Annotated in this window: 21 protein-coding genes, 4 tRNA genes and 1 pseudogene (1 of these 26 running past the window's edge); 18 read left to right on the top strand and 8 right to left on the bottom strand. The window is 67.0% G+C overall.

The window, feature by feature from the left end:
- Positions 1–144 precede the first annotated feature (144 nt).
- The 15 genes from PEM_RS10395 to PEM_RS10325 all read left to right on the top strand — a co-directional run bounded on the left by PEM_RS10395 (position 145) and on the right by PEM_RS10325 (position 14,724).
- Positions 145–966: a pyruvate, water dikinase regulatory protein gene (locus PEM_RS10395; RefSeq protein WP_005417170.1), complete on the top strand. Its 822-nt coding sequence runs from the start codon at positions 145–147 to the stop codon at positions 964–966.
- Between the two features lie 120 nt (positions 967–1,086).
- The gene (locus PEM_RS10390; protein WP_032954273.1) at positions 1,087–1,596 is read left to right on the top strand and encodes a DUF1249 domain-containing protein; all 510 of its coding nucleotides are present in this window, start codon (positions 1,087–1,089) and stop codon (positions 1,594–1,596) included.
- Between the two features lie 42 nt (positions 1,597–1,638).
- Complete coding sequence (locus PEM_RS10385) at positions 1,639–2,127, top strand: 8-oxo-dGTP diphosphatase (RefSeq protein WP_005417168.1); 489 nt, start codon at positions 1,639–1,641, stop codon at positions 2,125–2,127.
- A 143-nt stretch (positions 2,128–2,270) separates the two neighbouring features.
- Positions 2,271–2,885: a DUF2239 family protein gene (locus tag PEM_RS10380; RefSeq protein WP_032954272.1), complete on the top strand. Its 615-nt coding sequence runs from the start codon at positions 2,271–2,273 to the stop codon at positions 2,883–2,885.
- Positions 2,886–3,002: 117 nt separating this feature from the next.
- Positions 3,003–4,364 (top strand): MATE family efflux transporter, encoded by a 1,362-nt coding sequence (locus tag PEM_RS10375; RefSeq protein ID WP_111129260.1) that lies wholly within the window; start codon positions 3,003–3,005, stop codon positions 4,362–4,364.
- Positions 4,365–4,892: 528 nt separating this feature from the next.
- Positions 4,893–5,507 (top strand): phosphatidylcholine/phosphatidylserine synthase, encoded by a 615-nt coding sequence (locus PEM_RS10370; protein ID WP_005417164.1) that lies wholly within the window; start codon positions 4,893–4,895, stop codon positions 5,505–5,507.
- A gap of 22 nt (positions 5,508–5,529) precedes the next feature.
- Positions 5,530–6,579 carry a class III poly(R)-hydroxyalkanoic acid synthase subunit PhaE gene (gene phaE, locus PEM_RS10365; RefSeq protein WP_005417159.1) on the top strand — a complete coding sequence of 350 codons (1,050 nt, stop codon included), beginning with the start codon at positions 5,530–5,532 and terminating at the stop codon, positions 6,577–6,579.
- Positions 6,576–7,643, top strand: a complete 1,068-nt coding sequence (gene phaC / locus PEM_RS10360) for a class III poly(R)-hydroxyalkanoic acid synthase subunit PhaC (protein ID WP_005417157.1) — start codon at positions 6,576–6,578, stop codon at positions 7,641–7,643. Before phaE ends, phaC begins: the two co-directional genes overlap by 4 nt.
- Before the next feature lie 33 nt (positions 7,644–7,676).
- Positions 7,677–8,045, top strand: coding sequence for a YfeK family protein (locus tag PEM_RS10355; protein ID WP_032954276.1), 369 nt, complete (start codon positions 7,677–7,679; stop codon positions 8,043–8,045).
- Between the two features lie 67 nt (positions 8,046–8,112).
- Entirely contained in the window at positions 8,113–8,316 is a 204-nt protein-coding gene (locus tag PEM_RS10350) for a PspC domain-containing protein (protein WP_005417153.1), read from the top strand.
- Positions 8,317–8,360: 44 nt separating this feature from the next.
- Positions 8,361–8,765 carry a hypothetical protein gene (locus PEM_RS10345; protein WP_088123871.1) on the top strand — a complete coding sequence of 135 codons (405 nt, stop codon included), beginning with the start codon at positions 8,361–8,363 and terminating at the stop codon, positions 8,763–8,765.
- A gap of 385 nt (positions 8,766–9,150) precedes the next feature.
- A complete protein-coding gene (locus tag PEM_RS10340) occupies positions 9,151–9,366 on the top strand; it encodes a hypothetical protein (protein ID WP_005417149.1) in 216 nt (71 codons plus the stop codon).
- Positions 9,367–9,573: 207 nt separating this feature from the next.
- On the top strand, positions 9,574–11,961 hold the full coding sequence (locus PEM_RS10335) for a Tex family protein (RefSeq protein WP_111128834.1): 2,388 nt from the start codon (positions 9,574–9,576) through the stop codon (positions 11,959–11,961).
- Between the two features lie 208 nt (positions 11,962–12,169).
- A complete protein-coding gene (locus tag PEM_RS10330; RefSeq protein WP_065178518.1) occupies positions 12,170–14,359 on the top strand; it encodes a PAS domain S-box protein in 2,190 nt (729 codons plus the stop codon).
- 62 nt (positions 14,360–14,421) lie between these two features.
- Positions 14,422–14,724 (top strand): hypothetical protein, encoded by a 303-nt coding sequence (locus tag PEM_RS10325; protein ID WP_032954271.1) that lies wholly within the window; start codon positions 14,422–14,424, stop codon positions 14,722–14,724.
- Here the strand turns inward: PEM_RS10325 and PEM_RS10320 are convergent.
- A complete protein-coding gene (locus PEM_RS10320) occupies positions 14,666–14,956 on the bottom strand; it encodes a putative quinol monooxygenase (RefSeq protein WP_111128833.1) in 291 nt (96 codons plus the stop codon). The genes PEM_RS10325 and PEM_RS10320 overlap by 59 nt on opposite strands.
- A 61-nt stretch (positions 14,957–15,017) precedes the next feature.
- Positions 15,018–16,106 (bottom strand): DUF5694 domain-containing protein, encoded by a 1,089-nt coding sequence (locus PEM_RS10315; protein WP_111128831.1) that lies wholly within the window; start codon positions 16,104–16,106, stop codon positions 15,018–15,020.
- A 530-nt stretch (positions 16,107–16,636) separates the two neighbouring features.
- On the opposite strand from PEM_RS10315, the gene PEM_RS10305 reads away from it, so the two are divergent.
- Entirely contained in the window at positions 16,637–18,463 is a 1,827-nt protein-coding gene (locus PEM_RS10305; RefSeq protein WP_069138247.1) for a methyl-accepting chemotaxis protein, read from the top strand.
- A 30-nt stretch (positions 18,464–18,493) separates the two neighbouring features.
- Here the strand turns inward: PEM_RS10305 and PEM_RS20600 are convergent.
- Positions 18,494–18,711: pseudogene (locus PEM_RS20600) on the bottom strand (GGDEF domain-containing protein); the annotation flags it as partial.
- A 255-nt stretch (positions 18,712–18,966) separates the two neighbouring features.
- Positions 18,967–19,052, bottom strand: a tRNA-Leu gene (locus tag PEM_RS10290).
- A gap of 132 nt (positions 19,053–19,184) precedes the next feature.
- Between PEM_RS10290 and PEM_RS10285 the strand changes: the two genes are divergently transcribed.
- Positions 19,185–19,565 carry a response regulator gene (locus PEM_RS10285; RefSeq protein ID WP_069138248.1) on the top strand — a complete coding sequence of 127 codons (381 nt, stop codon included), beginning with the start codon at positions 19,185–19,187 and terminating at the stop codon, positions 19,563–19,565.
- A gap of 124 nt (positions 19,566–19,689) precedes the next feature.
- On the opposite strand, the gene PEM_RS10280 is transcribed toward PEM_RS10285, so the two are convergent.
- The gene (locus tag PEM_RS10280) at positions 19,690–20,646 is read right to left on the bottom strand and encodes an SOS response-associated peptidase family protein (protein ID WP_065178515.1); all 957 of its coding nucleotides are present in this window, start codon (positions 20,644–20,646) and stop codon (positions 19,690–19,692) included.
- A gap of 76 nt (positions 20,647–20,722) precedes the next feature.
- Here PEM_RS10280 and PEM_RS10275 point away from each other — a divergent pair, with 76 nt between their 5' ends.
- On the top strand, positions 20,723–21,139 hold the full coding sequence (locus tag PEM_RS10275; RefSeq protein ID WP_053500686.1) for a GNAT family N-acetyltransferase: 417 nt from the start codon (positions 20,723–20,725) through the stop codon (positions 21,137–21,139).
- A gap of 140 nt (positions 21,140–21,279) precedes the next feature.
- On the opposite strand, the gene PEM_RS10270 is transcribed toward PEM_RS10275, so the two are convergent.
- The 3 genes from PEM_RS10270 to PEM_RS20400 all read right to left on the bottom strand — a co-directional run.
- Positions 21,280–21,355 (bottom strand) — tRNA-Glu (locus PEM_RS10270).
- Positions 21,356–21,402: 47 nt separating this feature from the next.
- Positions 21,403–21,478, bottom strand: a tRNA-Ala gene (locus tag PEM_RS10265).
- 44 nt (positions 21,479–21,522) lie between these two features.
- Positions 21,523–21,578: transfer RNA gene (locus PEM_RS20400), tRNA-Ala, on the bottom strand (it continues 194 nt past the right edge of the window).

Below are 21,578 nucleotides of genomic sequence, written 5' to 3'. Positions count from 1 at the left end.
GCGCGATGCTCCGTTTGGCCATCGCCCGAGGCGGGCTGAGTGGCCGCGTCCGTAGGAAGAAGCCGATATGATGCCGGGCAGAGCACCGTCGGCACAAGCTTGTGCTGGCGGCCTTTTTAAGCTTCGTAGGGGGTAAAAGCGCGCATGTCGACCATCCGTCCGGTGTTCTACGTTTCCGATGGAACCGGTATCACCGCTGAAACCATTGGGCATAGCCTGCTGACCCAGTTCTCCGGGTTCAGCTTCATTACCGATCGGATGTCGTTTGTCGACGACCCTGAAAAAGCGCGTGAAGCCTGCGCCCGGATCCAGGCGGCGGGGGAGCGGTACCAGGTCCGGCCGATCGTGGTGAACTCCTGCGTGGACCAGAGCCTGAGCCTGATCCTGGCCGACAGCGGTGCCCTGATGCTGGATGTGTTCGCGCCGTTCATCGAGCCGCTGGAGCGCGAACTGGCCAGCCCGCGCCTGGCCCGGGTCGGCCAGGCCCACGGCATGGTCGATTTCGACACGTACCACCGCCGCATCAACGCGATGAACTTCGCCCTGACCCATGACGACGGCATCGCAGTGAACTATGACGATGCCGACGTGATCCTGGTGGCGGTGTCGCGCGCCGGCAAGACGCCCACCTGCATCTACCTGGCCCTGCATTACGGGGTGCGCGCGGCCAACTACCCGTTGACCGACGAGGACCTGGAAAGCGACCGCCTGCCGCCGCGCCTGCGCAATTACCGGCGCAAGCTGTTCGGGTTGACCATCGATCCGGACCGCCTGCAGCAGATCCGCCAGGAGCGCCGTCCGAACTCGCGCTACGCGAACCTGGACACCTGCAAGCGCGAGGTGGCCGCGGCCGAGACCATGTTCCGCATGGAGCGGATCCCGACCCTGAGCACCACCCACACCTCGATCGAGGAGATTTCCAGCAAGGTGCTGGCCACATTGGGGCTGCAGCGCGAGCTGTATTGATCCTTTTCGCACTGCGGGGCTGCCGGCCAGCGGCCGGCACTACCACGATGAAAGCGACCGTCGGGTTGGCTGTGGCTTGAGGCGCCCCCACGTTGAAGCACCAACGTGTAGGATCGACCCATGGCCCGAGCCTTGCCCCGTACCGAACGCATTCCCCGCCTGAGCCGGCTGAGCTGGCTCATGGGCCTGTACGCGGAGAACTACCGCCATCTGGTGCGCCTGTTCGAACCGGCGGGACTGGCGGCGGGCAGCTACATTTCCTCGATCGGCGACGGCCTGGATGTCCGCCTGGACGTGATCGAGTGCCACCGCTATACGGTGGAACTGCGGCTGACCTACGACATTGCCGACCCGGTCACCGGCGAGCCGGATCCCTCGGCCTATGTTCGCCTGTACCGTGACGCGCGCCAGGCCGAAACCACCCATTGCTACGTCGGCCGCCGCTGGCAGGACACCATGGGCCTGTACCCGCCGCCGGCGGAGTTGATCAGTCACCGCATGCGGATGAACACCTTCCTCGGCAAGTGGCTGGAATACCTGGCCGAGCGCGGCCACGGCGTCGCAACGCTGCGCCGTGACCCCGATGGCGCCGGTGCGCCTGCCGAGCGCCGCCTGTCGCTCGTGCGCTGATCGGCCATAATCCAGGGCTGACCTGCCGCTGGATGCCGCCCCATGCCGTACACCCCGATCGTCGCCACTCTGGGCTATGTGCTGTCGCCCGATCGTCGCCAGGTGCTGATGATCCATCGCAATACGCGCCCCGGTGACCATCACCTCGGCAAGTACAACGGCCTGGGTGGCAAGATCGAAGCGGACGAGGACGTGGCGGCCAGCATGCGCCGCGAGATTGCCGAGGAAGCCGGCATCGACTGCACCGGCATGCGCCTGCGCGGCACTCTCAGCTGGCCCGGTTTCGGCAAGCACGGCGAAGACTGGCTGGGCTTCGTGTTCGTCATCGACAGCTTCGAAGGTACCCCGCACGGCGGCAACCACGAAGGTACGCTGGAGTGGGTAGATCTGGACAAGCTGGACACGCTGCCGATGTGGGAAGGCGACCGCAACTTCCTGCCGCTGGTGTTCGACGCCGACCCGCGCCCGTTCCACGGCGTGATGCCGTACAAGGACGGGCGCATGGTCAGTTGGTCCTACAGCCGGCTGTGACCCGGTGAATCGGGGAGGTGCCAACCATTCCGGGGAGTGCCAATCTGGGTTGGCACGCTCTTTTGGTCGATTAATACCCGGGCAATATTGACAGCCATAAATTACCCGGGCAATATTCGCGCATCACCTCTGATGCCATTGCCATGCCTGCGTCCCGACTCCCTCCCTTCAGTTGTTTCGACGGCCATCGCCTCGTTGCCTGCGGCAGCCCGGAAGTGGCGGCACTGGCGCTCAAGCGGCTGCGCGCCGACAACGCTGCCGGCCCATTGCTGGTGTTCGACAACGCCACCGGTCGCACCCGCGATTTCGATACGCGCGGCAGTGACGAGGAACTGCTGGCGCGGGTAACCGAAGCGTTTTCCCCCTCTGGCGAGGCGGATGCCGAAATCACTGCCGAAGACGCTGCGACCCCGCGTGGCCGTGGCCGCCCCAAGCTGGGCGTGGTCGCCCGTGAAGTGACCTTGCTGCCGCGCCATTGGGCCTGGCTGGCCGAGCAGCCGGGCGGCGCCTCGGTGGCATTGCGAAAACTGGTGGAGGCGGCCAGCCGCGCCGGTGCGGACAAGGACCGCCGGCGTCGCGATGCCGAGCGCGCCTATCTCTTCCTGCAGACCATCGCCGGTGACCTGCCGGGCTTCGAGGAGGCCATCCGCGTGCTGTTCGCGCACGACCGTGCGGGCCTGGAAGCGGTGCTGCATTCCTGGCCCAGGGATGTGCGCGACCACGCCCTGCGTCTGGCGTTCGACAGCGCTGACGGCTGATCCATCGCGCCGTCGTTGAACGGCGGCGCCACCTGATCGCGGGCCACGGCCCGGTCCCCTGTGCTTGCTTTGCTGGTGGAAACGCCGGGCAGGGCAGCGCCTTGCCCAGAGAACCCCATGAACTCCCCTGTACATCCCACGCCCCTGGTCGCGCCGCCTCTGTGGCGCACCTACCTGGCCCTGCTGCTGCCGATGCTGCTGACCAATGCGCTGCAGCTGGCCGCAGGCACGCTGGACAACATCTACCTCGGCCATCTGCTCGGTACCCAGGCGGTGGCCGTGGCCGCTGCGTTCTTCCCGGTCTTCTTCCTGCTGCTGGCCCTGGTGATGGGCCTGGCGACCGGCGCGATGGTGCTGATCGGGCACGCCTGGGGCGCGGGTCGGCCGCAGCAGGTGCGCGCGGTGGCTGGCAGTGCGGTGGCGCTGATCCTTGTGCTGTCGGTGCTGGTGATGGCTCTGGGGAGCGGTTTCGCACCACAGCTTCTGATGTCACTGGGTACACCGGCACCGATCCTCGGTGAGTCCATCGTCTACGCGCGCGTGCTGCTGCTGGCGGCGCCGGCGTTCTTCCTCCTGTGGCTGGCCACTGCCGTGAGCCGCGCAGTAGGCGATGCGAAGACGCCGCTGCATGCGCTGCTGCTGGCCACGGCGGTGGGCCTGCTGTGCACGCCGCTGCTGATTCTGGGCTGGGCCGGCCTGCCGCGGCTGGGATCGGCCAGTGCGGCGGTGTCGGCGGCGTTTGCCTCGCTGTTGGCCCTGGGCTGGCTGTTGTTGCGTTGGCATCGGGCAGGACATCCCCTGGCACCGGGCCCTGAGTTGTTGCATGCCATTCGTTTCGATGGCGCGATCATCCGATCGATGCTGCGCATCGGCATACCCTCCTCGCTGCAGATGCTCAGCCTGGCCGTCGCCGAAATCGTGTTGCTGGGCTGGATCAACCGTTACGGCTACACCGCTACGGCCGCCTACGGTGCGGTCAACCAGCTGATGAACTGGGTGCAGTTGCCGGCAATGTCGTTGGGGATCACCGCCACCATCCTCGCGGCGCATGCGATGGGCGCCGGGCGTACAGCACGGCTGCCGGCCATCGCCCGGACTGGTGTGCTGGTGGCGCTGGCGACGCTGAGCGTGGTGGTGGTGCTGGTTGTGGCGCTGGCGCGCGGGCTGACCGGGCTGATCCTGGCGGCAGCCGACGTGCGCGAGCTGGCTGCGTTGCAGCTGCGCACTGTGGTGTGGGGCGTGCTGGCGATGGGAATCAGCGCGGTGCTTGTCGGGGTGATGCGCGGCAGCGGCACGGTATGGTTGCCAGCGTTGCCGGGTATGGCAGCGGTGCTGCTGGTGGAACTGCCGCTGGCGATGTGGATGCAGGCGCAGCACGGGCTGGCCGGCGTGTGGTGGGCGTGGCCGCTGGGGTTGCTGGCCATGCTGGTGCTGCAGGTGTTGTGCTTCGCGCGTTGGCGGCGGGTGCACGCTGGGTAGTGCCGGCCGCTGGCCGGCACTCCGGAATGGCAGGGGCAGCCGGCCAGCGGCCGGCTCTACCACTTCAGCGCCGCTGCGCCAGCAGCAGGCGGAAGTACAAGCACAGGGTGTTGACCGCCAGTGCGGCGCTGCGGCGGGGCCTTCGCAGCTGCGCGGCCAGGGTGGAAGCATCCGGCATCATCATCGCCCGTCACCAGGAATCGCGCGTGGCGGCGGCGGGCCCGCCGGTGACCATAGCGCCGACCTCGCGGCTTGGGAAGTAGGGAAACCCCGCGTCAGGGTGATGAGGAAATGTCCACCGTCGCAGTCGGTGAGATCTGGTTGTCCACAGGGGGTGTGGATTACGCGTGGGCAACTTTGTGGATAAGCCGCGACAGGCGCCACCCCCCTAGGCTGTCAAGATGGGTGGCGAAAAATTCACCGCCGGTGAGGGCGGGTGAGGGGGCGGTGAAGGGTGGGCCCCGTCAGCGCTGTCACCAGCGACGGCGCTCGCGGTAACCTGTGGGCCTTGATGCTCCGTGAGTCCCCATGAAACGTCACTTCTCGATGCTGCGCGAATTCCAGCTGGCCGACTGGTTCACCCTGGCCAATGCTTTCTGCGGCACCGGTGCGGTATTTGCCGCCATGCGCTTCCTGCAGGACGGCGAGCGTGGCTACCTGCTGTTCGGCATGGCGCTGATCCCGTTGGCCTTCATCTTCGACGCCCTTGATGGGCGCATCGCGCGCTGGCGCAAGTCCAGCTCCACCCTGGGCCGCGAGCTGGACTCGCTGTCCGACGTGATCTCCTTCGGGGTGGCCCCAGCGGCGCTGGCCTATGCCTGCGGCATGCAGGGTGGCTGGGACTGGCTGGTGCTGAGCTACTTCGTCTGCTGCGGCGTCAGCCGCCTGGCACGCTACAACGTCACAGCCGAGGCAATGACCGGCGATGAGGGCAAGGTCACGTATTTCGAGGGCACCCCGATCCCGACCAGCCTGGTGCTGGTGATCGTACTGGCGATCGCCGCCGGCACCGATGCCGTCGGCCAGAACATCTGGTTCGGCCAGTGGCAGATCGGACCGTGGCAGCTGCACCCGATGGTGCTGTTGTTTGCCCTGTCCGGGTCGCTGATGATCAGCAAGACCCTGCGTATCCCCAAGCCATGAGCCAGCCCTGCGGAGGCCTGCGATGACCAGCTCGGCCCACGATGCCGGCAGCAGCGATTTCGAGACGCTGGCCCGGCAGTACTTCGGCGCCTGGGGTGATGCTCTGCGCCATGCGGGCGCGCCCGCTGCACCTGCCGGTGACGACCCCGGCAGCTGGCAACGGTTGTTTGACTGGTGGGGCCAATTGCTGCCCGAACAGGCGCCCGGCGCGCCGGAAGATGCCATGCGCCGGTTCCGCGAACAGGCGGGCAGCTGGTACGGCACCATGCAGGAGGTCGCCGCTCGGTTTGCCGGCCGCGACGCCAGCAGTGCCGACGTGGCCCAGGCCTGGCGCGAGGCGGTGCAGGGGCAGGGCGACGGCATGCTGCAATGGATGCTGCAGGGCGCCCGCGGCAGCACCCACGCCGGTGCCGCAGTACCTGAATTCGCCGCATGGCTGCAGCAGTTCCAGCTGCAGGCGGGCCCGTGGCTGCAGAGCCCGGCATTCGGCCCCGGCCGCGAGCACCAGGCGCGCTGGCAGGCCCTGCTGCGTGCGCAGGAAGAATACCAGCAGCATTCGCGCGCCTATGTCGACCAGATCAAGCGGGCACTGGACGAGGCATTTGCGCTGTTCGAGCAGCGCCTGGCCGAGCACGAACAGCCGGGCAGCCAGCTGACCAGCGCCCGCGCGATGTTCGACCTGTGGATCGAAGTGGCCGAGGAGGCCTACGCCAAGGTCGCCATGTCCGAACCGTTCCAGCAGGTGTACGCCTCGCTGGGCAACGCGCAGATGCGTCTGCGCGCCGGCCTGCAGCGCGAGGTGGAACAGATGAGTGAACGTATCGGCCTGCCGACCCGCAGCGAGATGGATGCCGCACACCGCCGCATCGCCGAGCTGGAGCGCGGCCTGCGCCGGCTGCAGGCACAAGTGGCGGTGCTGGCTGGAACCGCTGCGGTCGATCCGGTGGCGCAGCCGACGCCGGCGAAGGTGAAGCCAGCCGCCCGCAAGGCCGCGAAGAGGGCCGCGCCGGCAAAGAAGGCGGCTGCCAAAAAGTCCGAATCTCGCACCACCTCACGGGCACGTGACCGATGAAGGGACCGCTGGGCTTCAACGCCGATGACCTGATGCAGGAAACCCTGGCGATGCAGCGCAAGCTGATGGAAGGGCTGAAGCTGCTGCCGCAGGTGGAAGACGTTGACTATGGCGTGACCGCCCGCGAGGAAGTGTGGCGCGACGGCAAGGTGGTGCTCTACCGCTTCGTCGGCGAACAGGCGCCGACCCGGCGCACGCCGCTGCTGATCGTCTACGCACTGGTCAACCGGCCGTACATGGTCGACCTGCAGGCCGACCGCTCCCTGGTGCAGAAGCTGTTGGCGCTCGGGCAGGACGTGTACGTGCTGGACTGGGGCTACCCGGATCGTTCGGAGCGCTTCCAGACGCTGGAGGACTATCTGCTGCGCTATATCGATGGTGCGGTGGATGCACTGCGCGTGCGCAGTGGCGGCCCGATCGACCTGCTCGGCATCTGCCAGGGCGGTGTGTTCGCGCTGTGCTATGCCGCGCTGCGCCGGGAGAAGCTGGGCAAGCTGATCACCATGGTCACCCCGGTCGATTTCCAGACGGCCGACAACATGCTCTCGCACTGGGCGCGGCAGGTGGACGTGGATCTGCTGGTGGATACGCTGGGCAACATACCGGCTGACCTGATGAATGCCAGCTACCTGATGCTCAAGCCATTCCGCCTGAACGTGCAGAAGTACGTCGGTCTGCTCGATATCCTCGACGACAAGGCGGCGCTGGAGGATTTCCTGCGCATGGAAAAATGGATCTTCGATTCGCCGGACCTGGCGGGCGAGGCGTTCCGTGACTTCATCAAGCAGTTCTACCAGGGCAACGGCCTGGTGAACGGTACGGTGCGGATCGGCGAGGAAGCCGTGGATCTGTCGCAGGTGACCTTGCCGGTGCTGAACATCTATGCCGAGCAGGACCATCTGGTACCGCCGGACGCCTCGCGCGCGATGCGTGGGCGCCTGGGTACGGACGACTACACCGAGTCCAGTTTCCGCGGTGGCCACATTGGTATCTATGTGTCCGGCCGCGCCCAGCGCGAAGTGCCGGCCACGATCGATGGCTGGTTGAAGGCGCGTGACCTGTAGAGTCGAGCCATGCTCGACTGACCTGGGGGGATGATGACGTACCGGATTTCGTTGATTCTTGCGGCACTGCTGGCAGCACAATTTGCCCACGCCGCACCCAGTGCCGATGCACGCCGGGAGATCGCCCAGCTGATTTCCAGCCTGGACGGCTCGCAGTGCCGTTTCCAGCGCAATGGCAGCTGGTACGACGGCGGCGATGCGCGCGCCCATCTGCAGCGCAAGTACGACTACCTGCTGAAGAAGGACATGGTGGACAGCGCCGAGCAGTTCATCGAGCGCGCCGCCAGCCAGAGCAGCATGAGCGGGAAGCCTTACCGCATCCAGTGCCCGGGGCAGCCTGAACAGACCGCGGCCGCCTGGTTCGGTGCGCGCCTGCAGGCGCTGCGTCTCCGCACGCCGTAGACACGGAGGCGGTGTAGAGTCGCGGCGTGCTCGACTGATTCTGCCCGCAAGCCGAGGAGACACCGCCGTGAACACCACGCCCAAGACGCTGTCGCGTTCATTGAACGACCGCATGATTGCCGGCGTGATGGGCGGCATTGCCCATCGCTTCGGCTGGAACCCCACCCTGGTGCGGATCGTGTTCGTGCTGGTATCGATCGGCTCGGCCGCCTTCCCCGGCATTCTGATCTACCTGATCCTGTGGCTGCTGATTCCGAACGAGGCGGATTGAACACCGCCGCTCGATCCTGGCCGCTCTGGCTGCGCGCGCTGCAGATGCTGGGCGCCGCATGGACGTTGCCCAACACACTGATCGGCCTGATCGGCGGCTTGGCCGGCATGCTTGGCGGCGCGACGCTGCGCTGGAGCGGGCGGGACTGCGCCGTGGTGTTCGATCACTGGCCGTGGGGGCCGGGCGGTGCGATCACCCTGGGCAACGTGATCCTGCATACCGGCCATGACCTCGGCATCTGTTGCCGGACCTATGCGCATCAGGCGGGGTGGGGCGTGGAGCCGCTGATCCGGCTGGACGACCACGAGCGCGCGCACGTTTACCAGTACATGGTGCTGGGGCCGCTGTACCTGCCGGTGTACCTGCTGTGCGGCGGGGTGAGCGCGCGCAACCCGTTCGAGCGCGCGGCCGATCATTTCGCCCGGTTCGGGCGTGGTTGGTGGCCGTAGTTTCCAGCCAACGGCGCAGCCCCTCGTGGGTGGTGATGCCTGGTTGTCAAATGCAAAACCCTCGCGCTGGTCGGTCGGGTTGGGTTCACGGCGTCCCCGGCCTACCCACCCTCCCGGCCAGCCCACAGGAAACCGGCTTTCCGCGACCAACCAAACCACCCACGAGGGGCTGCGCCGTTGGCGGGAATCCCCCACCGATTCGTTAGCCGGAAGTTAAAGATCCGTAAGCATTCTGCAGCGATCCCGCAGTCATCTGCATGCAACCGATCGTCATTAGCCTTCGTGACGTTCCAGTCAGGTTCGACGCGGTAAGCTCTCCCTCGATGAGCTCGCAGCATCGCTCATCGAACGCAGTACGCAGTAGCAATTTGGAGGAATACATCACATGGCAATCGTTCTTTATGTCGGTGGTAGCAAGGATGGCGAGAAGGGCGTGGTGCCCTACGGCTTCAGCAAATCCCGCGCCGACACCGCGCTGGGGCCGGAGTTCTACACGGAGCGGTTCATGGAACTGCAGGGTGTCGGCAAGGTCCGCCTGATGGCCCTGGAAGGCATGCGTGACGACATCGTCATGCAGCGCGCCGCTCGCCACTACCGCTGACCGACGCAACACGCGGCAGGGCGCGCCCACCATCGCGCGCCCGCGCCGGCATCCCAGCCCCGGGCCAGTCCGAGCCCGCTCTTTGCCAGGATGCCGGCGTCCAATCCGGCTTCGCCGCTGAACCTCGCCCCCTGTCAATGCCTTGTCCGGCTCCGTCGCGGATTGCCAGAATGGGGGCTTCCCGAAACGCGGCACAGACCTGAAGCAATGCACGACGCCAAGAACGCCCAGAGCGCGCTCGCCCAGCAGATCGCCCAGACCATCGCCGACGAGATCGGTGCCCAGTCCGCCCAGGTACGCGCCGCAGTCGGCCTGCTCGACGAAGGCGCCAGCGTTCCGTTCATCGCGCGCTACCGCAAGGAAGTGACCGGTGGCCTGGACGACACCCAGCTGCGCAACCTGGAAACCCGGCTGACCTACCTGCGCGAGCTGGAGGACCGCCGTGCGGCGGTGCTGGCCAGCATCGGCGAGCAGGGCAAGCTCAGTGACGAGCTGCGCAATGACATCCTGGCCGCCGACACCAAGAGCCGGCTGGAAGACCTGTACCTGCCGTACAAGCCCAAGCGCCGCACCCGTGCGCAGATCGCCCGCGAGGCCGGCCTGGAGCCGTTGGCCGATGGCCTGCTGGCCGACCCGACGCAGGACCCGCAGACGTTCGCGGCCACCTTCGTCGACGCCGACAAGGGCGTAGCCGACACCAAGGCAGCGTTGGAAGGCGCGCGCGCGATCCTGATGGAGCGCTGGGGCGAAGACGCCGCGCTGGTCGGTGAACTGCGCACCTGGCTGGGCGAGACCGGGGTGATCCGTGCCCGCGTCGCCGAGGGCAAGGAAACCGAGGGCGCCAAGTACCGCGACTACTTCGAGCATGCCGAGGCGCTGGCGAAGATTCCGTCGCATCGCTTGCTGGCACTGTTCCGTGCGCGCCGCGAGGAGATCCTGTTCCTGGAACTGGACCCGGGCAGCGATGCCGAGGCTGGCCATCAGTACGCCGAAGGACGCGTGGCGCGCAAGGCCGGCATCGCCGACCAGGGCCGTGCCGCCGACCGCTGGCTGCTGGATGCGTGCCGGCTGACCTGGCGCGCCAAGCTGCACACCCATCTGCTGCTGGACCTGTTCAACCAGGCCCGCGAAAAGGCCGAAGCCGAAGCCATCGCGGTGTTCGGCGACAACCTGAAGGACCTGTTGCTGGCGGCACCCGCCGGCCCGAAGACCGTGCTCGGACTGGACCCGGGCATCCGCACCGGCTGCAAGATCGCCGTGGTCGATGCCACCGGCAAGCTGGTCGCCACCGACACCATCTACCCGCACGAGCCGCGTCGCCAGTGGGAGCAGTCGCTGCAGACGATCAAGCAGCTGTGCGCCAAGCACAACGTGGAACTGATCGCGATCGGCAACGGCACCGCCAGCCGCGAAACCGACAAGCTGGCTGGTGAAGCGATCAAGGCCGCTGCCAACCCGAAGCTGCAGAAGGTAGTGGTCAGCGAGGCCGGGGCGTCGGTGTATTCGGCGTCCGAGTTCGCGGCCAGGGAGTTCCCGGGGCTGGACGTGTCGCTACGTGGGGCGGTGTCGATCGCCCGCCGCCTGCAGGACCCGCTGGCCGAACTGGTGAAGATCGAACCCAAGGCGATCGGTGTCGGCCAGTACCAGCACGATGTGGACCAGTACCGCCTGGCGCGCGCGCTGGATGCCCGCGTGGAGGACTGCGTGAACGCGGTGGGCGTGTACGTGAACACCGCTTCGGCTGCACTGTTGTCGCGGGTGTCCGGCCTGTCGGCCACGGTGGCCGAGAACATCGTGCGCCACCGTGATGCGAACGGCCCGTTCAAGCGCCGCAAGGACCTGCTGAAGGTCGCGCGCCTGGGCGAGAAGACCTTTGAACAGTGCGCGGGCTTCCTGCGCATTGCCGACGGTGATGAGCCGCTGGATGCTTCGGCGGTACACCCGGAAGCCTACCCGGTGGTCGAGCGCATCGTGGCCAGCACCGCGCGCCCGATCAAGGCGCTGATCGGTGATGGCAGCTTCCTGCGCGGCCTGAAGGCCGAGCAGTTCACCGATGCCACCTTCGGCGTGCCGACCGTGCGTGACATCCTCAAGGAACTGGAGAAGCCGGGCCGAGACCCACGTCCCGAGTTCAAGGCGGCACGCTTCGCCGAGGGCGTCGAGGACATCAAGGACCTGCGCGAGGGCATGGTGCTCGAGGGTGTGGTCAGCAACGTGGCGGCCTTCGGTGCCTTCGTCGATATCGGTGTGCACCAGGACGGCCTGATCCACATCTCGGCGCTTTCCGATACGTTCGTGAAGGACCCGCGCGACGTGGTCAAGGCCGGTGATATCGTCAAGGTGAAGGTGCTGGAGGTGGACGTGGCGCGCAAGCGCATCGCCCTGACCCGGCGCCTGGACGATACCCCCGGGCAAGCGACCAGCCGCCCGGGCCAGCGTGATGAGCGCGGCCATGGGCAGGGTCCGCGCCGCGATGCAGGCGGCCAGAACCGCGGGCCGAACCGGGGCCAAGGCAATGGCGGCCGTCCCGCCGCGTCCGCGCCGCCGGCCAACAACGCCCTGGCCGAGGCCTTCGCCCGCGCCAAGCGCGGTTGAGGACCGCGTTCCCCGTCACACTTGATTCGTGGCGGGGGACTTGTCGATTTTCCCCGTGATTGCGCACACTTGCGCTTGAGGGGAGGCGTCCGGCCACCCCGCTGTTGCTGGGGAGGGCCATGACGCCAGCACGACCCGCCATCTTCGTTGCAGGCCGCAGCGTTCCGCTGCGGTCGGCGCCTGCCCGTGCCGGCAGGGGACCGGATTGATGCCGGGCCAGGGCACCCACGGCAATGGACTGCTGGAGCGCCGCCTGCAGGAGCTGGCGGAAGAGCGTCGCCGCCTGGCGATGATCATCGACGGTACCGCCGCGGGAACCTGGGAATGGAACGTGCAGACCGGCGAGATGCGGGTCAACGCGCGCTGGGCTGAGATCGTCGGCTACCGCCTGGAAGAGCTGCAACCCATCTGCCAGAAGACGTTCCTGAAGCTGGTCCATCCCGATGACATCGCGCTGTCCGATGCGGCGCTGGATGAGCATTTCGAAGGCCGCAGCGACAACTACGCCTGCCTGCTGCGCATGCGCCACAAGAACGGGCAGTGGATCTGGATCCAGGACCGCGGGCGGGTCTTCGAATGGGATGGGCAGGGCAAGCCGCTGTGGATGGCCGGCGCGCATGCTGACGTCACCGAGCTGCAGCAGGCGAGGCAGGACGCGGCCGAGACCCGGCAACGCCTGCAGGCCGTGGTCGATGCGTCCGATGAGGTAGCGGTGATCGCCACCGATACCGATGGCACCATCACCCTGTTCAACACGGGTGCGGAGCGCCTGCTGGGCTACAGCGCAGCGGAGGTGGTCGGCCAGCGCCGGCTCGATGCGTTCCACGATCCGGAGGAACTGAAAGCCTGGCTGGAGCCGCTGGCCGATGCCGAGGGCAACCTTCCCGACGTGTTCGAAGCGCTCAGTGCTCGCGCTGACGGGCAGACCTACTCGCGGCAGTGGACGTTGCTGCGCAAGGAGGGTCTGCCACGCCAGGTGCGCCTGTCGATCAGCCGCATGGAAGGTGCCGATGGCGCACGCATCGGCTACGTCGGCATGGCCATCGACATCACCGAGATCCTGCAGGCACGGGCTGAGGCGCGGCTGTCGGCGGAGAAGTTCGCCGGTGCATTCACGTCGGCGGCGTTGGGCATGGCGCTGGTGTCGCTGGAGGGGCGTTGGCTGGACGTCAATGATGCGCTGTGCCGGATCCTGGGTTACCCGCGCGAAGAGCTGCTGCAGGTCGACTTCCAGCGCCTGACCCATCCCGATGACCTGCAGACCGACCTGGCCCTGGTGCAGGACCTGCTGGCCGGACGGCGCAGCCATTACCACCTTGAAAAGCGCTATCTCGACCGCGACGGCCGCATCATCTGGGCGCGGCTGTCAGTGTCGCTGGTGCGCAGCGAGCATGGCCAGCCACTGCATTTCGTGTCGCAGATCCAGGACATCACCGCCCAGCGCAGCAGTGAGCAACGCCTGTTCGAGAGCGAACAGCGCAGTCGCATCACCCTGGATGCGGTGGCCGACCTGGTGCTCAGCGTCAACCTTGACGGCCGCATCGACTATGCCAACGCGGCCGCGGTACGCACCCTGGCCGGTGATGGCGCGCTGTCGCTGGCCGGGCACAGGGTGCAGGACGTGCTGGCGCTGACCACCGAGTACGCGCCCGGCTCGGTGCTGGATGTGCAGGTACTCCTGGACCCGGAAAGCAACGCGGTGGACCTGCATGCCGACCTGCTGCTGCGCCTGGGCACGGCAACGGTGCCGGTGGATCTGACGCGGGCCTGGCTGCGCGATGACGAAGGCCATGTGCGCGGCGCGGTGTGGGTGTTGCGCGACGACACCCAGCAGCGGGCGCGGCAGCGCGAAGCCCGCCACCTGGCCGAGATCGATCCACTCACCGAACTGAGCAACCGCCGCGGTTTCGAGGTGCACCTGCAGCAGGCGATCACCCGCGTCGAGCGCACCGGGCAGGCCGCCTCGCTGATGTACATCGATCTGGACCGCTTCAAGCCGGTCAACGACACCTGGGGCCACCTAGCCGGCGATGCGGTGCTGTGGGCGGTGGCCAGTGTGCTGCGACATGGTGTGCGTGATTCGGACGTGGTGGCGCGGCTGGGCGGCGACGAGTTCGCGGTGATCCTGTCCGGGTGTACGCCGCGTCGTGCCGCACGGATCGGCGGTGAGCTCCTGCAGACCCTGTCAGCGCTGTCCATTCCATGGGATCAGCACCGGCTGCGGGTCGGTGCCAGCATCGGCATCGCGCCCCTGGCGGGGGGCATGAGCGTGGACCAGGCAGTGGCCGCTGCCGATGCACAGTGCTACCGGGCCAAGGCGCTGGGGCGCAACAACGTGCAGGTGCAGGGCGAGCTGTCGGGGCTTCCAGGCGACGATGCCGATGCCGCCCAGGACTGATCTCAGCCTGTGAGAGGACGCGCGCGAATACTGCGCGCATCTCCACTCAAGCAGGTGAACCCATGAATGCCTGGAACCCGGTTGCGGTGCGCATGTTCATTCCGGCCCTGATCGGCTGGTGCCTGGCGCTGGCCACCTGCCTGCGCGCCGAACAGCTGCGCGGCGACCCGTACGCGCAGGCGTTGTTGCCCGTGCTGCAGCAAGGCGCGGTCGCGCTGCTGGTCCTGAGCCTGGCGTGCACGGTTGCAGCCTGCCTGTTGCTGTGGCGGCATGGCCGCAGCGTCGGCGGGCGTCTCGCTTCCGGCACTACACCCGTGCGGCGTCCATCAGCAGGACCCGGCACGGTGCGCGCTGGAACGCGTTGATCTGAGGCACCAGACGCTGGAAGTGCTCGCTGGCGCAATGGATATCCAGTGCGTCGCGGTCCGGCCATTGCTCGATGAAGACGAAATGCCCGGGGTCCTTCTGGTCGACGAACAGTTCATAGCCGAGGCAGAGCGGCTCTCGCTGCGTGCATGCGACCAGCTCGCGGTACAGGGGAAGCACGGTATCCACGGCTTCGGGATGGATGAAATCCTCGGCGATCACTTTCAGCATGTCGGCACCTGCAGACGGGCCTTGCAGGATAGTGCCAGCGCATGGCCGGCACCTATCCTGGTCAACGCAATACTGCGTCCGTACTGACCAGCTGCACGTCGTGCATCTGATTGAGGTAGGCCTCGTAGTAGCCCTTGTGCGAGGCACCGACGATGGCCAGCATTCGGCTGCCAGGGTGCAGGCCCAGCACGTCGCGGATGTTGGCGACCATGCGCAGGTTGCGGGTTTCCCAGTAACCGACATACATCCGGCCGAACGCCTTGGAGGACGGCTCGACGAGCGTCGCGCCGAAGTCGCTCTGGTACGCTGCCATCGCTGCCGCCGGGCTGTTGTAATCCCGATACAGCGCCATGACGCCACCGGGCTTGTCCAGATTGGCCACGAGGCGTTCATCGGCCTCCCGTCGCGCCCGCAAGTACGTATTGTTCCAGGCACCGGTGATGGCTGCACTGGCCGCCGCCTTATCCTCTGCCGGTGTGGGAGAATCGGCCGTGTGGTCGTCCACGGCCCACAGCCGTTCATGCCCGAGGCGGGCGGCAACTACGGCGGCGATCAGGCTGGTTTCATTGCGGCGGACCAGGCCTTTGCCGAGGATCTCGACCAGGGCCGGCGTCAGCCCATCGCCGGCTTTGCGCTCGGACGCAGGCAGGCGCAGCCATTGCACCTGCGCCGAGCCGCGTTCGCCCGCAGCCAGGAACAATGCGGCGAGCCGACGACGCTGGGCGGGCGTCGGCTCGTCCGGCCAGGTCGCAAGCAGGCGCTCGGCCTGGGCGTTCGCTGAAGGCACGTCCAGGCCGGTGGCAGCCTGCGCAGCGGTGGTGTCGAAGCAGTAGGTGGCCACGCTCTCCGCATAGCGTTCCGGGTAGCGACGCATGGAATCGCACTGGAGGCCGGACAGGTCTTCGGTGGCGATCAGCCCGGGCTTCCAGGCGACCAGTCGCTGCAGCAACGGTTCAAGCAAGGCGGGCTGGAAGGACTTGGGCAGGCCAGACAGGTGGGCGGTGCCCAGTACCAGTACCTCGTTCGGTCGCCCTGCAGGCGGCCCCTTCAGCTGGTCCGGCTGGAAGGCGGGCCGATAGGTGGCATCGGCAGCGAGGGCGCCGGTACTGCACAGGCCCAGGATCAAGAGGCTGGCCAAGCGTGGGAACATGCGATCTCCGTGTCAGTGAGCGTCCTGCGGTTCGCTGCATGCTGGCCATTTTCACCTGCCATGGAATCGCCCGTTGGTCATGCAAACCTTTTGGGCTTGAACTGCATCGGCGTGCCGGGCAAGGCTATGCCCAGTGACGGCGGCAACGCGCGATATGTTCCGTGACGACACCCCGTGCCCCGCCGAGCGTGAGCAGAATGTGAAGTACATCGCGATTGTCTACCGCGTCCCTGCAGCCGCATCTGAAGTTGCGACGGACGTCGCGTAATCCGGCTAAAGCCACTGATCCCCTCGCCGATACTCCCTCTGGATCCCGCTACAGTCACCCGCCGCAGGACCCCAGGCCGTCCCCGATGGGGCCCGCGCTGTGTGTTCCGCCGCTCCCAGATGCCGATCGCACCCGCAGCAGACGTTCGTGGCAGTCGCTCGAGAGGTGCCGGTTGGCACCTGTAGTCCCTGGCACCTGAAGTTGCCGGCGGGCATCCCGCCCGTCGGGTCGCAACCGCTTACCGGACACCGAGGATCAGACAATGCTCATTCCAGGCTTCACGGCGGGCGCGCAGGCGCCGGCCGAGCTGCATACCCGTTGGTCGCCGTGGCGTGCCCTGCTGGGCGCGCTGGCGCCCCAGCACCGCACCGGCGCCGAGGCCGTGTCCGATGGCCGTGCCGAGCTGGAAGCCCAGGTCGCGGCGCTGCACCGGGTCCAGGCGGTCATCGAGTTCGCCCTCGATGGCACCATCCTGCAGGCCAATGACAACTTCCTGCAGGCGATGGGCTACCGGCTGGAGGAGATCCAGGGAAAGCATCATTCCCTGTTCGTCGATCCCGAGCAGGCGCGCAGCGCCGAGTACCGCGAGTTCTGGGCGCGGCTGGGGCGTGGCGAGTATGACGCTGGCCAGTACCGGCGCTTCGGCAAGGGCCAGCGCGAGATCTGGATCCAGGCCTCGTACAACCCGGTGCTGGACCGGCAGGGGCGGCCTTACAAGGTGGTCAAGTTCGCCACCGACATCACAGCGCAGAAGCTGCAGGCAGCCGACTCGGCCGGGCAGCTGGCGGCGATCGACAAGTCGCAGGCGGTGATCGAGTTCGGCATGGACGGCCGCATCCTTTCGGCCAACGACAACTTCCTGGCCGCCACCGGCTACAGCCTGGACGACGTGCGTGGCCAGCACCACTCGCTGTTCGTCGAGCCCGAGTATCGTGGCAGTGCCGAGTATCGCCAGTTCTGGGAGAAGCTCGGCCGTGGCGAATACGATGCCGGCCAGTACCGGCGCCTCGGCAAGGGCGGGCGCGAGGTCTGGATCCAGGCGTCCTACAACCCGATCCTGGATCTCAACGGAAAGCCGTTCAAGGTGGTCAAGTACGCCACCGACATCACCGCGCAGGTGCATGAGAACCAGGCCATGCAACGTGCCGTGGCGCAGACCCGTGAAGTGGTGGCGGCCGCGAAGGAGGGCGACCTGACCCGGCGCGTGGCCACCGCCGACAAGAACGGGCCGATCGCCGAGCTGTGCGAGGGCGTGAATTCGTTGGTGGAGGCGATGGCCGCGATCATCGCCCAGATCAAGTTCGCCGCCGACACCATCGCCGTCGGTGCCACCGAGATCGCGCAGGGCAACAGCGATCTGTCGCAGCGCACCGAGCAGCAGGCCGCGTCGCTGGAGGAGACCGCGGTGTCGATGAAGGGCCTGGCCGAGACCGTGCAGCGCACCGCGACCAACGCACGGCAGGCCAGTCAGCTGGCCGGTGGTGCTGCTGATGTCGCTGCCCGCGGTGGCAACGTGGTGCACGAAGTGGTCGAGACCATGGCCGTGATCAACGCGTCCTCGCGGCGCATCGTCGACATCATCGGCGTGATCGACGGCATTGCTTTCCAGACCAACATCCTTGCGTTGAACGCGGCGGTGGAAGCAGCGCGTGCGGGCGAACACGGGCGTGGCTTCGCCGTGGTCGCCACCGAGATCCGCGAACTGTCGCAGCGCTCGGCCAGTGCCGCGAAGGAGATCAAGCAGCTGATCGATGCGTCGGTGGCCAATGTCGGCGCCGGTACCGCGCAGGTTGAGAGCGCCGGACGCACCATGGACGAGATCGTGGTCAATGTGCGCCGTGTCAGTGATCTGATGTCCGAGATCAGCACGGCCGCGCAGCAGCAGAGCGACGACATCCAGCAGATGAACCATGCCGTCGATCTGATCGATCAGGGCACCCAGCAGAACGCCGCGCTGGTCGAGGAAGCCTCGGCCGCAGCGCGCAGCATGGAGGAGCAGTCGGCGCAGCTTCTGCAGACCGTGGCCAGCTTCCGCGTGCAGGGTGGGGCGGGGCACCTGCATGGCGCGGCGGTGCTGCGCGCGGTCTAGGCCCGGCGGTCGGAGTGTTGTTCCCCGGCATCGTGGGTCGGCCTGCTCATGCGCAGCCTGCCAGGCTACGCCGATGCTGATGGTCACATGGGGCCTCAGCGGCGGGCAGGGCGGCGGTTTCCACGGCGGCGCGCAGGCGCTCGCAGGGTGGCGATGAATTCCTCGCCGCCGTCGCGGGCCAGCAGGTCATCACTGCGTTGCGGGCAGCCGTCGAGGATCGCGGCGACCGCCTGCAGGTGTTGGCGTCCCAGCGCCCGGCGCTGATCGGATGCGTCAGGCAGATGGCGGGCGATCTGCAGCGCCATCGCCCGTTCGGAAACGTCGCCCCAGCTGGTGTGCTCGATCACGCCTGGCAGCGAGAAGTAGTGGGACCGGGCGACGGCGTCGGACGCCCGCAGGAGGGGCAGCGCGCGGGCAGGGCATGCTGGGGCATGCCTGCCAGTGTCGGCGCTCTGGCCCGGGAAATGCAAAAGGCCAGGTCATGGACCTGGCCTTTGATGCAGTGGTGCCGGTGAAAGGACTCGAACCTTCATGGGGTCACCCCCGGCTGATTTTGAGTCAGCTGCGTATACCATTCCGCCACACCGGCAGGCAGCGTGCGAGTGTAACCGAGGTCGGCAGGCGATGCATAGTAGGAGGGCCTATGAGGGCGGTTTCTGTCGGCATTGGCCCCTTGATAGCTATACTCCCAGCGTGCAATTGCCTCCAGGAGCGGTAGCCGATGACAGTGTTGCAGGACCTGAGGGTGCTGGTGGTCGAGAACGACGAAATGAGCGCGGCCCTGCTGCAGATGCAGCTGGTGCATGCCGGTGCGGTCGTGGTTGGCCTCGCAGCGAGTGTGTCCGAGGCCCTGCGGCTGCTGGAGCAGAGCACTCCTGACGTGGCCCTGCTGGATTACCGGCTGGCCCGCAACGAGACCAGTGAGCCGGTGGCTGCAGCGCTTTCATCGCGTGGCATTCCGTTCGTGCTGGCCACCGGGATGCTGGCCGAGCAGCTGCCGGCGCCGATGTTGGCCGGCCTGCTGCTGGTCAAGCCGTACCTGTCGGCTGATCTGTCACGCGCGCTGGCGCGAGCGGTGGGTCGCTCCAGCGTCAAGGCCTGAGCCGTCCGCCACGGACCGGCAGGGGGATACTGCCGACGGCTGAATGCTCGCGTCTGCGATGTTCGGCGGCAACCCCTGATCCAGGAACCCCGCCCAGGCGGAGTTTTTCAATTGCGTCCGGCGCTCAGCCCGCTTCCTTGTACACGTAGCGGATCTCCTCGCGGTCGTCGAGGATGCGGTACTGGCGCGCCAGGTCATCCGGTTCGGGGTTGAGCCAGGCGTCGAGGTGTTCCTTGCGGATCGGCACTACGCCGCGGTCATGCCCGGCAGCGGCGACGTCGCTGGGCGGTGCGTCGGTGATCGTGGCAAACGACAGCAGGCGGCCTTCCGGTCCTTCCCATTCTGCCCAGAGGCAGGCCAGCAGCAGGTCGCGGGGCGGATCGGGACGGAATTCGAGCACCACGTCCTGTTCCTTTTCGTCGGCACCGAGGGTGCGGCCGGCGATGGCGTGGCGGGGCACGTGCTCGTAGAACGCCTGTACCACCACCACGCCATGGCGCAGTCCGAACGCACCCCGCCAGTAACCTTCCAGGCTGTCGCGCCGCGCATTGTAAGTGCCGGGGTAAAGCACGTCGTTGCGCGCCGGCTTGTCCGGCAGCCGGCACTGGTAGCGCATCGGCCTGATCACGCGCTGGCCGTTCTCGCTGACCATCACCGGTGCGTAGGTGCCGGGGAAAATGCGGTTGTCACGCGGCAGCAGCTGCACCCGATGCAGGTCTTCCAGCCGGGCCTGTGCGCGCTCGATGCGGTTGCCGGCCACGCGCAGGTCGTTGCGCGCCTTCTGCGTGGGCCGGGTGGCCAGCGTGGCATGGGCAATATCGCGTCGTTCGCGTTGCCGGGCCAGTTCGGCCTCCAGTGCCTGTTGCTCCTGCGCATGCCATTGCTGGATCTTCGCCACGATGTCCCGCCCCTGTTCGGTACGCGCACCGGCGAATCCGTCATCCATCGCCTTCGGGGTCTTCGGCCGCTTCTTGCCCGGATCGTGTGCGTACAGCTCGGCGAAGTCCTCCAGCGACAGGATGGCGCCGAACTCGCGTACCAGCTTGGCGTAGTCAGCGCGGATCAGGGCGGAATAGCACATGGGACTCTTTGGGCCTGGGTCGCAGCGGCTGCGACGTGGATGCGGCAGGATAGCCCGACCCATCCGGAGATGCCGCATGAATGGTTCCATCACCTGCCAGTTCCGCGAAGCCGTACCCACGGTCGAGGACTACTGCCAGTTGCGCGTGCTCGCAGGCCTCAGCGCCAAGTCCCGCGAAGCAGCCGCCCGCGCGCTGCCCAATACGTTGTTCGGCGTGTGCGCTTACCAGGGTGCAGAACTTGTGGCGATGGGCCGTATCGTCGGCGATGGCGGCTGCCACCTGCAGGTCTGTGATATCGCGGTGCTGCCGCGTTTGCAGGGGCAGGGCCTGGGCAAGGAAGTGATGCGGCGGCTGGACGGCTGGATGCAGGCCAACCTGCCGCCGTCGGCGTACGTCAGCCTGCTGGCCGATGGCGAGGCGCATCGGCTGTATGCACAGTTTGGTTTCGCACCGACTGCGCCGGCATCGATCGGGATGTATCGGCGGTTCTGAGCCGTGGGCGGGGTGAAGCCATCCACGCATGGCGTGGATCTACCCGGGCCCTGCAGTAGATCCACGCCATGCGTGGATAGGGCCTTCCCAGGAATCACAGGCAAAGAAAAACCCCGGCCGAAGCCGGGGTTTTCAAGAATTGGCGTCCCCACGGGGATTCGAACCCCGGTCGCCACCGTGAAAGGGTGATGTCCTAGGCCTCTAGACGATGGGGACGCACGAAAACTTCAAGTTGTAGAACTTTCGACGGCCTAATGTCGAAGTGGTGGAGCCAAGCGGGATCGAACCGCTGACCTCCTGCATGCCATGCAGGCGCTCTCCCAGCTGAGCTATGGCCCCATGAAACTCTGGATATCTGCCAGGAGCAGAGTCCGTTTTGAAACTGGCGTCCCCACGGGGATTCGAACCCCGGTCGCCACCGTGAAAGGGTGATGTCCTA

It is taken from the genome of Stenotrophomonas sp. Pemsol (genome assembly GCF_003586545.1).
GTDB classification, from domain to species: domain Bacteria; phylum Pseudomonadota; class Gammaproteobacteria; order Xanthomonadales; family Xanthomonadaceae; genus Stenotrophomonas; species Stenotrophomonas sepilia.
The sequence above is the reverse complement of the archived record's forward strand: the minus strand, read 5'-3'. Positions and strand labels throughout refer to the sequence as shown.

What these genes read in the sequence shown, in the direction of transcription:
- PEM_RS10305 (WP_069138247.1), top strand. Translation starts at nt 16,637, where the DNA reads ATGCTCATTCCAGGCTTCACGGCGGGCGCGCAGGCGCCGGCCGAGCTG.
- PEM_RS10315 (WP_111128831.1), bottom strand. Translation starts at nt 16,106, where the DNA reads ATGTTCCCACGCTTGGCCAGCCTCTTGATCCTGGGCCTGTGCAGTACC.
- PEM_RS10380 (WP_032954272.1), top strand. Translation starts at nt 2,271, where the DNA reads ATGCCTGCGTCCCGACTCCCTCCCTTCAGTTGTTTCGACGGCCATCGC.
- PEM_RS10320 (WP_111128833.1), bottom strand. Translation starts at nt 14,956, where the DNA reads ATGCTGAAAGTGATCGCCGAGGATTTCATCCATCCCGAAGCCGTGGAT.
- PEM_RS10280 (WP_065178515.1), bottom strand. Translation starts at nt 20,646, where the DNA reads ATGTGCTATTCCGCCCTGATCCGCGCTGACTACGCCAAGCTGGTACGC.
- PEM_RS10390 (WP_032954273.1), top strand. Translation starts at nt 1,087, where the DNA reads ATGGCCCGAGCCTTGCCCCGTACCGAACGCATTCCCCGCCTGAGCCGG.
- PEM_RS10385 (WP_005417168.1), top strand. Translation starts at nt 1,639, where the DNA reads ATGCCGTACACCCCGATCGTCGCCACTCTGGGCTATGTGCTGTCGCCC.
- PEM_RS10370 (WP_005417164.1), top strand. Translation starts at nt 4,893, where the DNA reads ATGAAACGTCACTTCTCGATGCTGCGCGAATTCCAGCTGGCCGACTGG.
- phaC (WP_005417157.1), top strand. Translation starts at nt 6,576, where the DNA reads ATGAAGGGACCGCTGGGCTTCAACGCCGATGACCTGATGCAGGAAACC.
- PEM_RS10375 (WP_111129260.1), top strand. Translation starts at nt 3,003, where the DNA reads ATGAACTCCCCTGTACATCCCACGCCCCTGGTCGCGCCGCCTCTGTGG.
- PEM_RS10330 (WP_065178518.1), top strand. Translation starts at nt 12,170, where the DNA reads ATGCCGGGCCAGGGCACCCACGGCAATGGACTGCTGGAGCGCCGCCTG.
- PEM_RS10325 (WP_032954271.1), top strand. Translation starts at nt 14,422, where the DNA reads ATGAATGCCTGGAACCCGGTTGCGGTGCGCATGTTCATTCCGGCCCTG.
- PEM_RS10275 (WP_053500686.1), top strand. Translation starts at nt 20,723, where the DNA reads ATGAATGGTTCCATCACCTGCCAGTTCCGCGAAGCCGTACCCACGGTC.
- PEM_RS10340 (WP_005417149.1), top strand. Translation starts at nt 9,151, where the DNA reads ATGGCAATCGTTCTTTATGTCGGTGGTAGCAAGGATGGCGAGAAGGGC.
- PEM_RS10345 (WP_088123871.1), top strand. Translation starts at nt 8,361, where the DNA reads ATGCTGGGCGCCGCATGGACGTTGCCCAACACACTGATCGGCCTGATC.
- PEM_RS10395 (WP_005417170.1), top strand. Translation starts at nt 145, where the DNA reads ATGTCGACCATCCGTCCGGTGTTCTACGTTTCCGATGGAACCGGTATC.
- PEM_RS10285 (WP_069138248.1), top strand. Translation starts at nt 19,185, where the DNA reads ATGACAGTGTTGCAGGACCTGAGGGTGCTGGTGGTCGAGAACGACGAA.
- PEM_RS10355 (WP_032954276.1), top strand. Translation starts at nt 7,677, where the DNA reads ATGACGTACCGGATTTCGTTGATTCTTGCGGCACTGCTGGCAGCACAA.
- phaE (WP_005417159.1), top strand. Translation starts at nt 5,530, where the DNA reads ATGACCAGCTCGGCCCACGATGCCGGCAGCAGCGATTTCGAGACGCTG.
- PEM_RS10335 (WP_111128834.1), top strand. Translation starts at nt 9,574, where the DNA reads ATGCACGACGCCAAGAACGCCCAGAGCGCGCTCGCCCAGCAGATCGCC.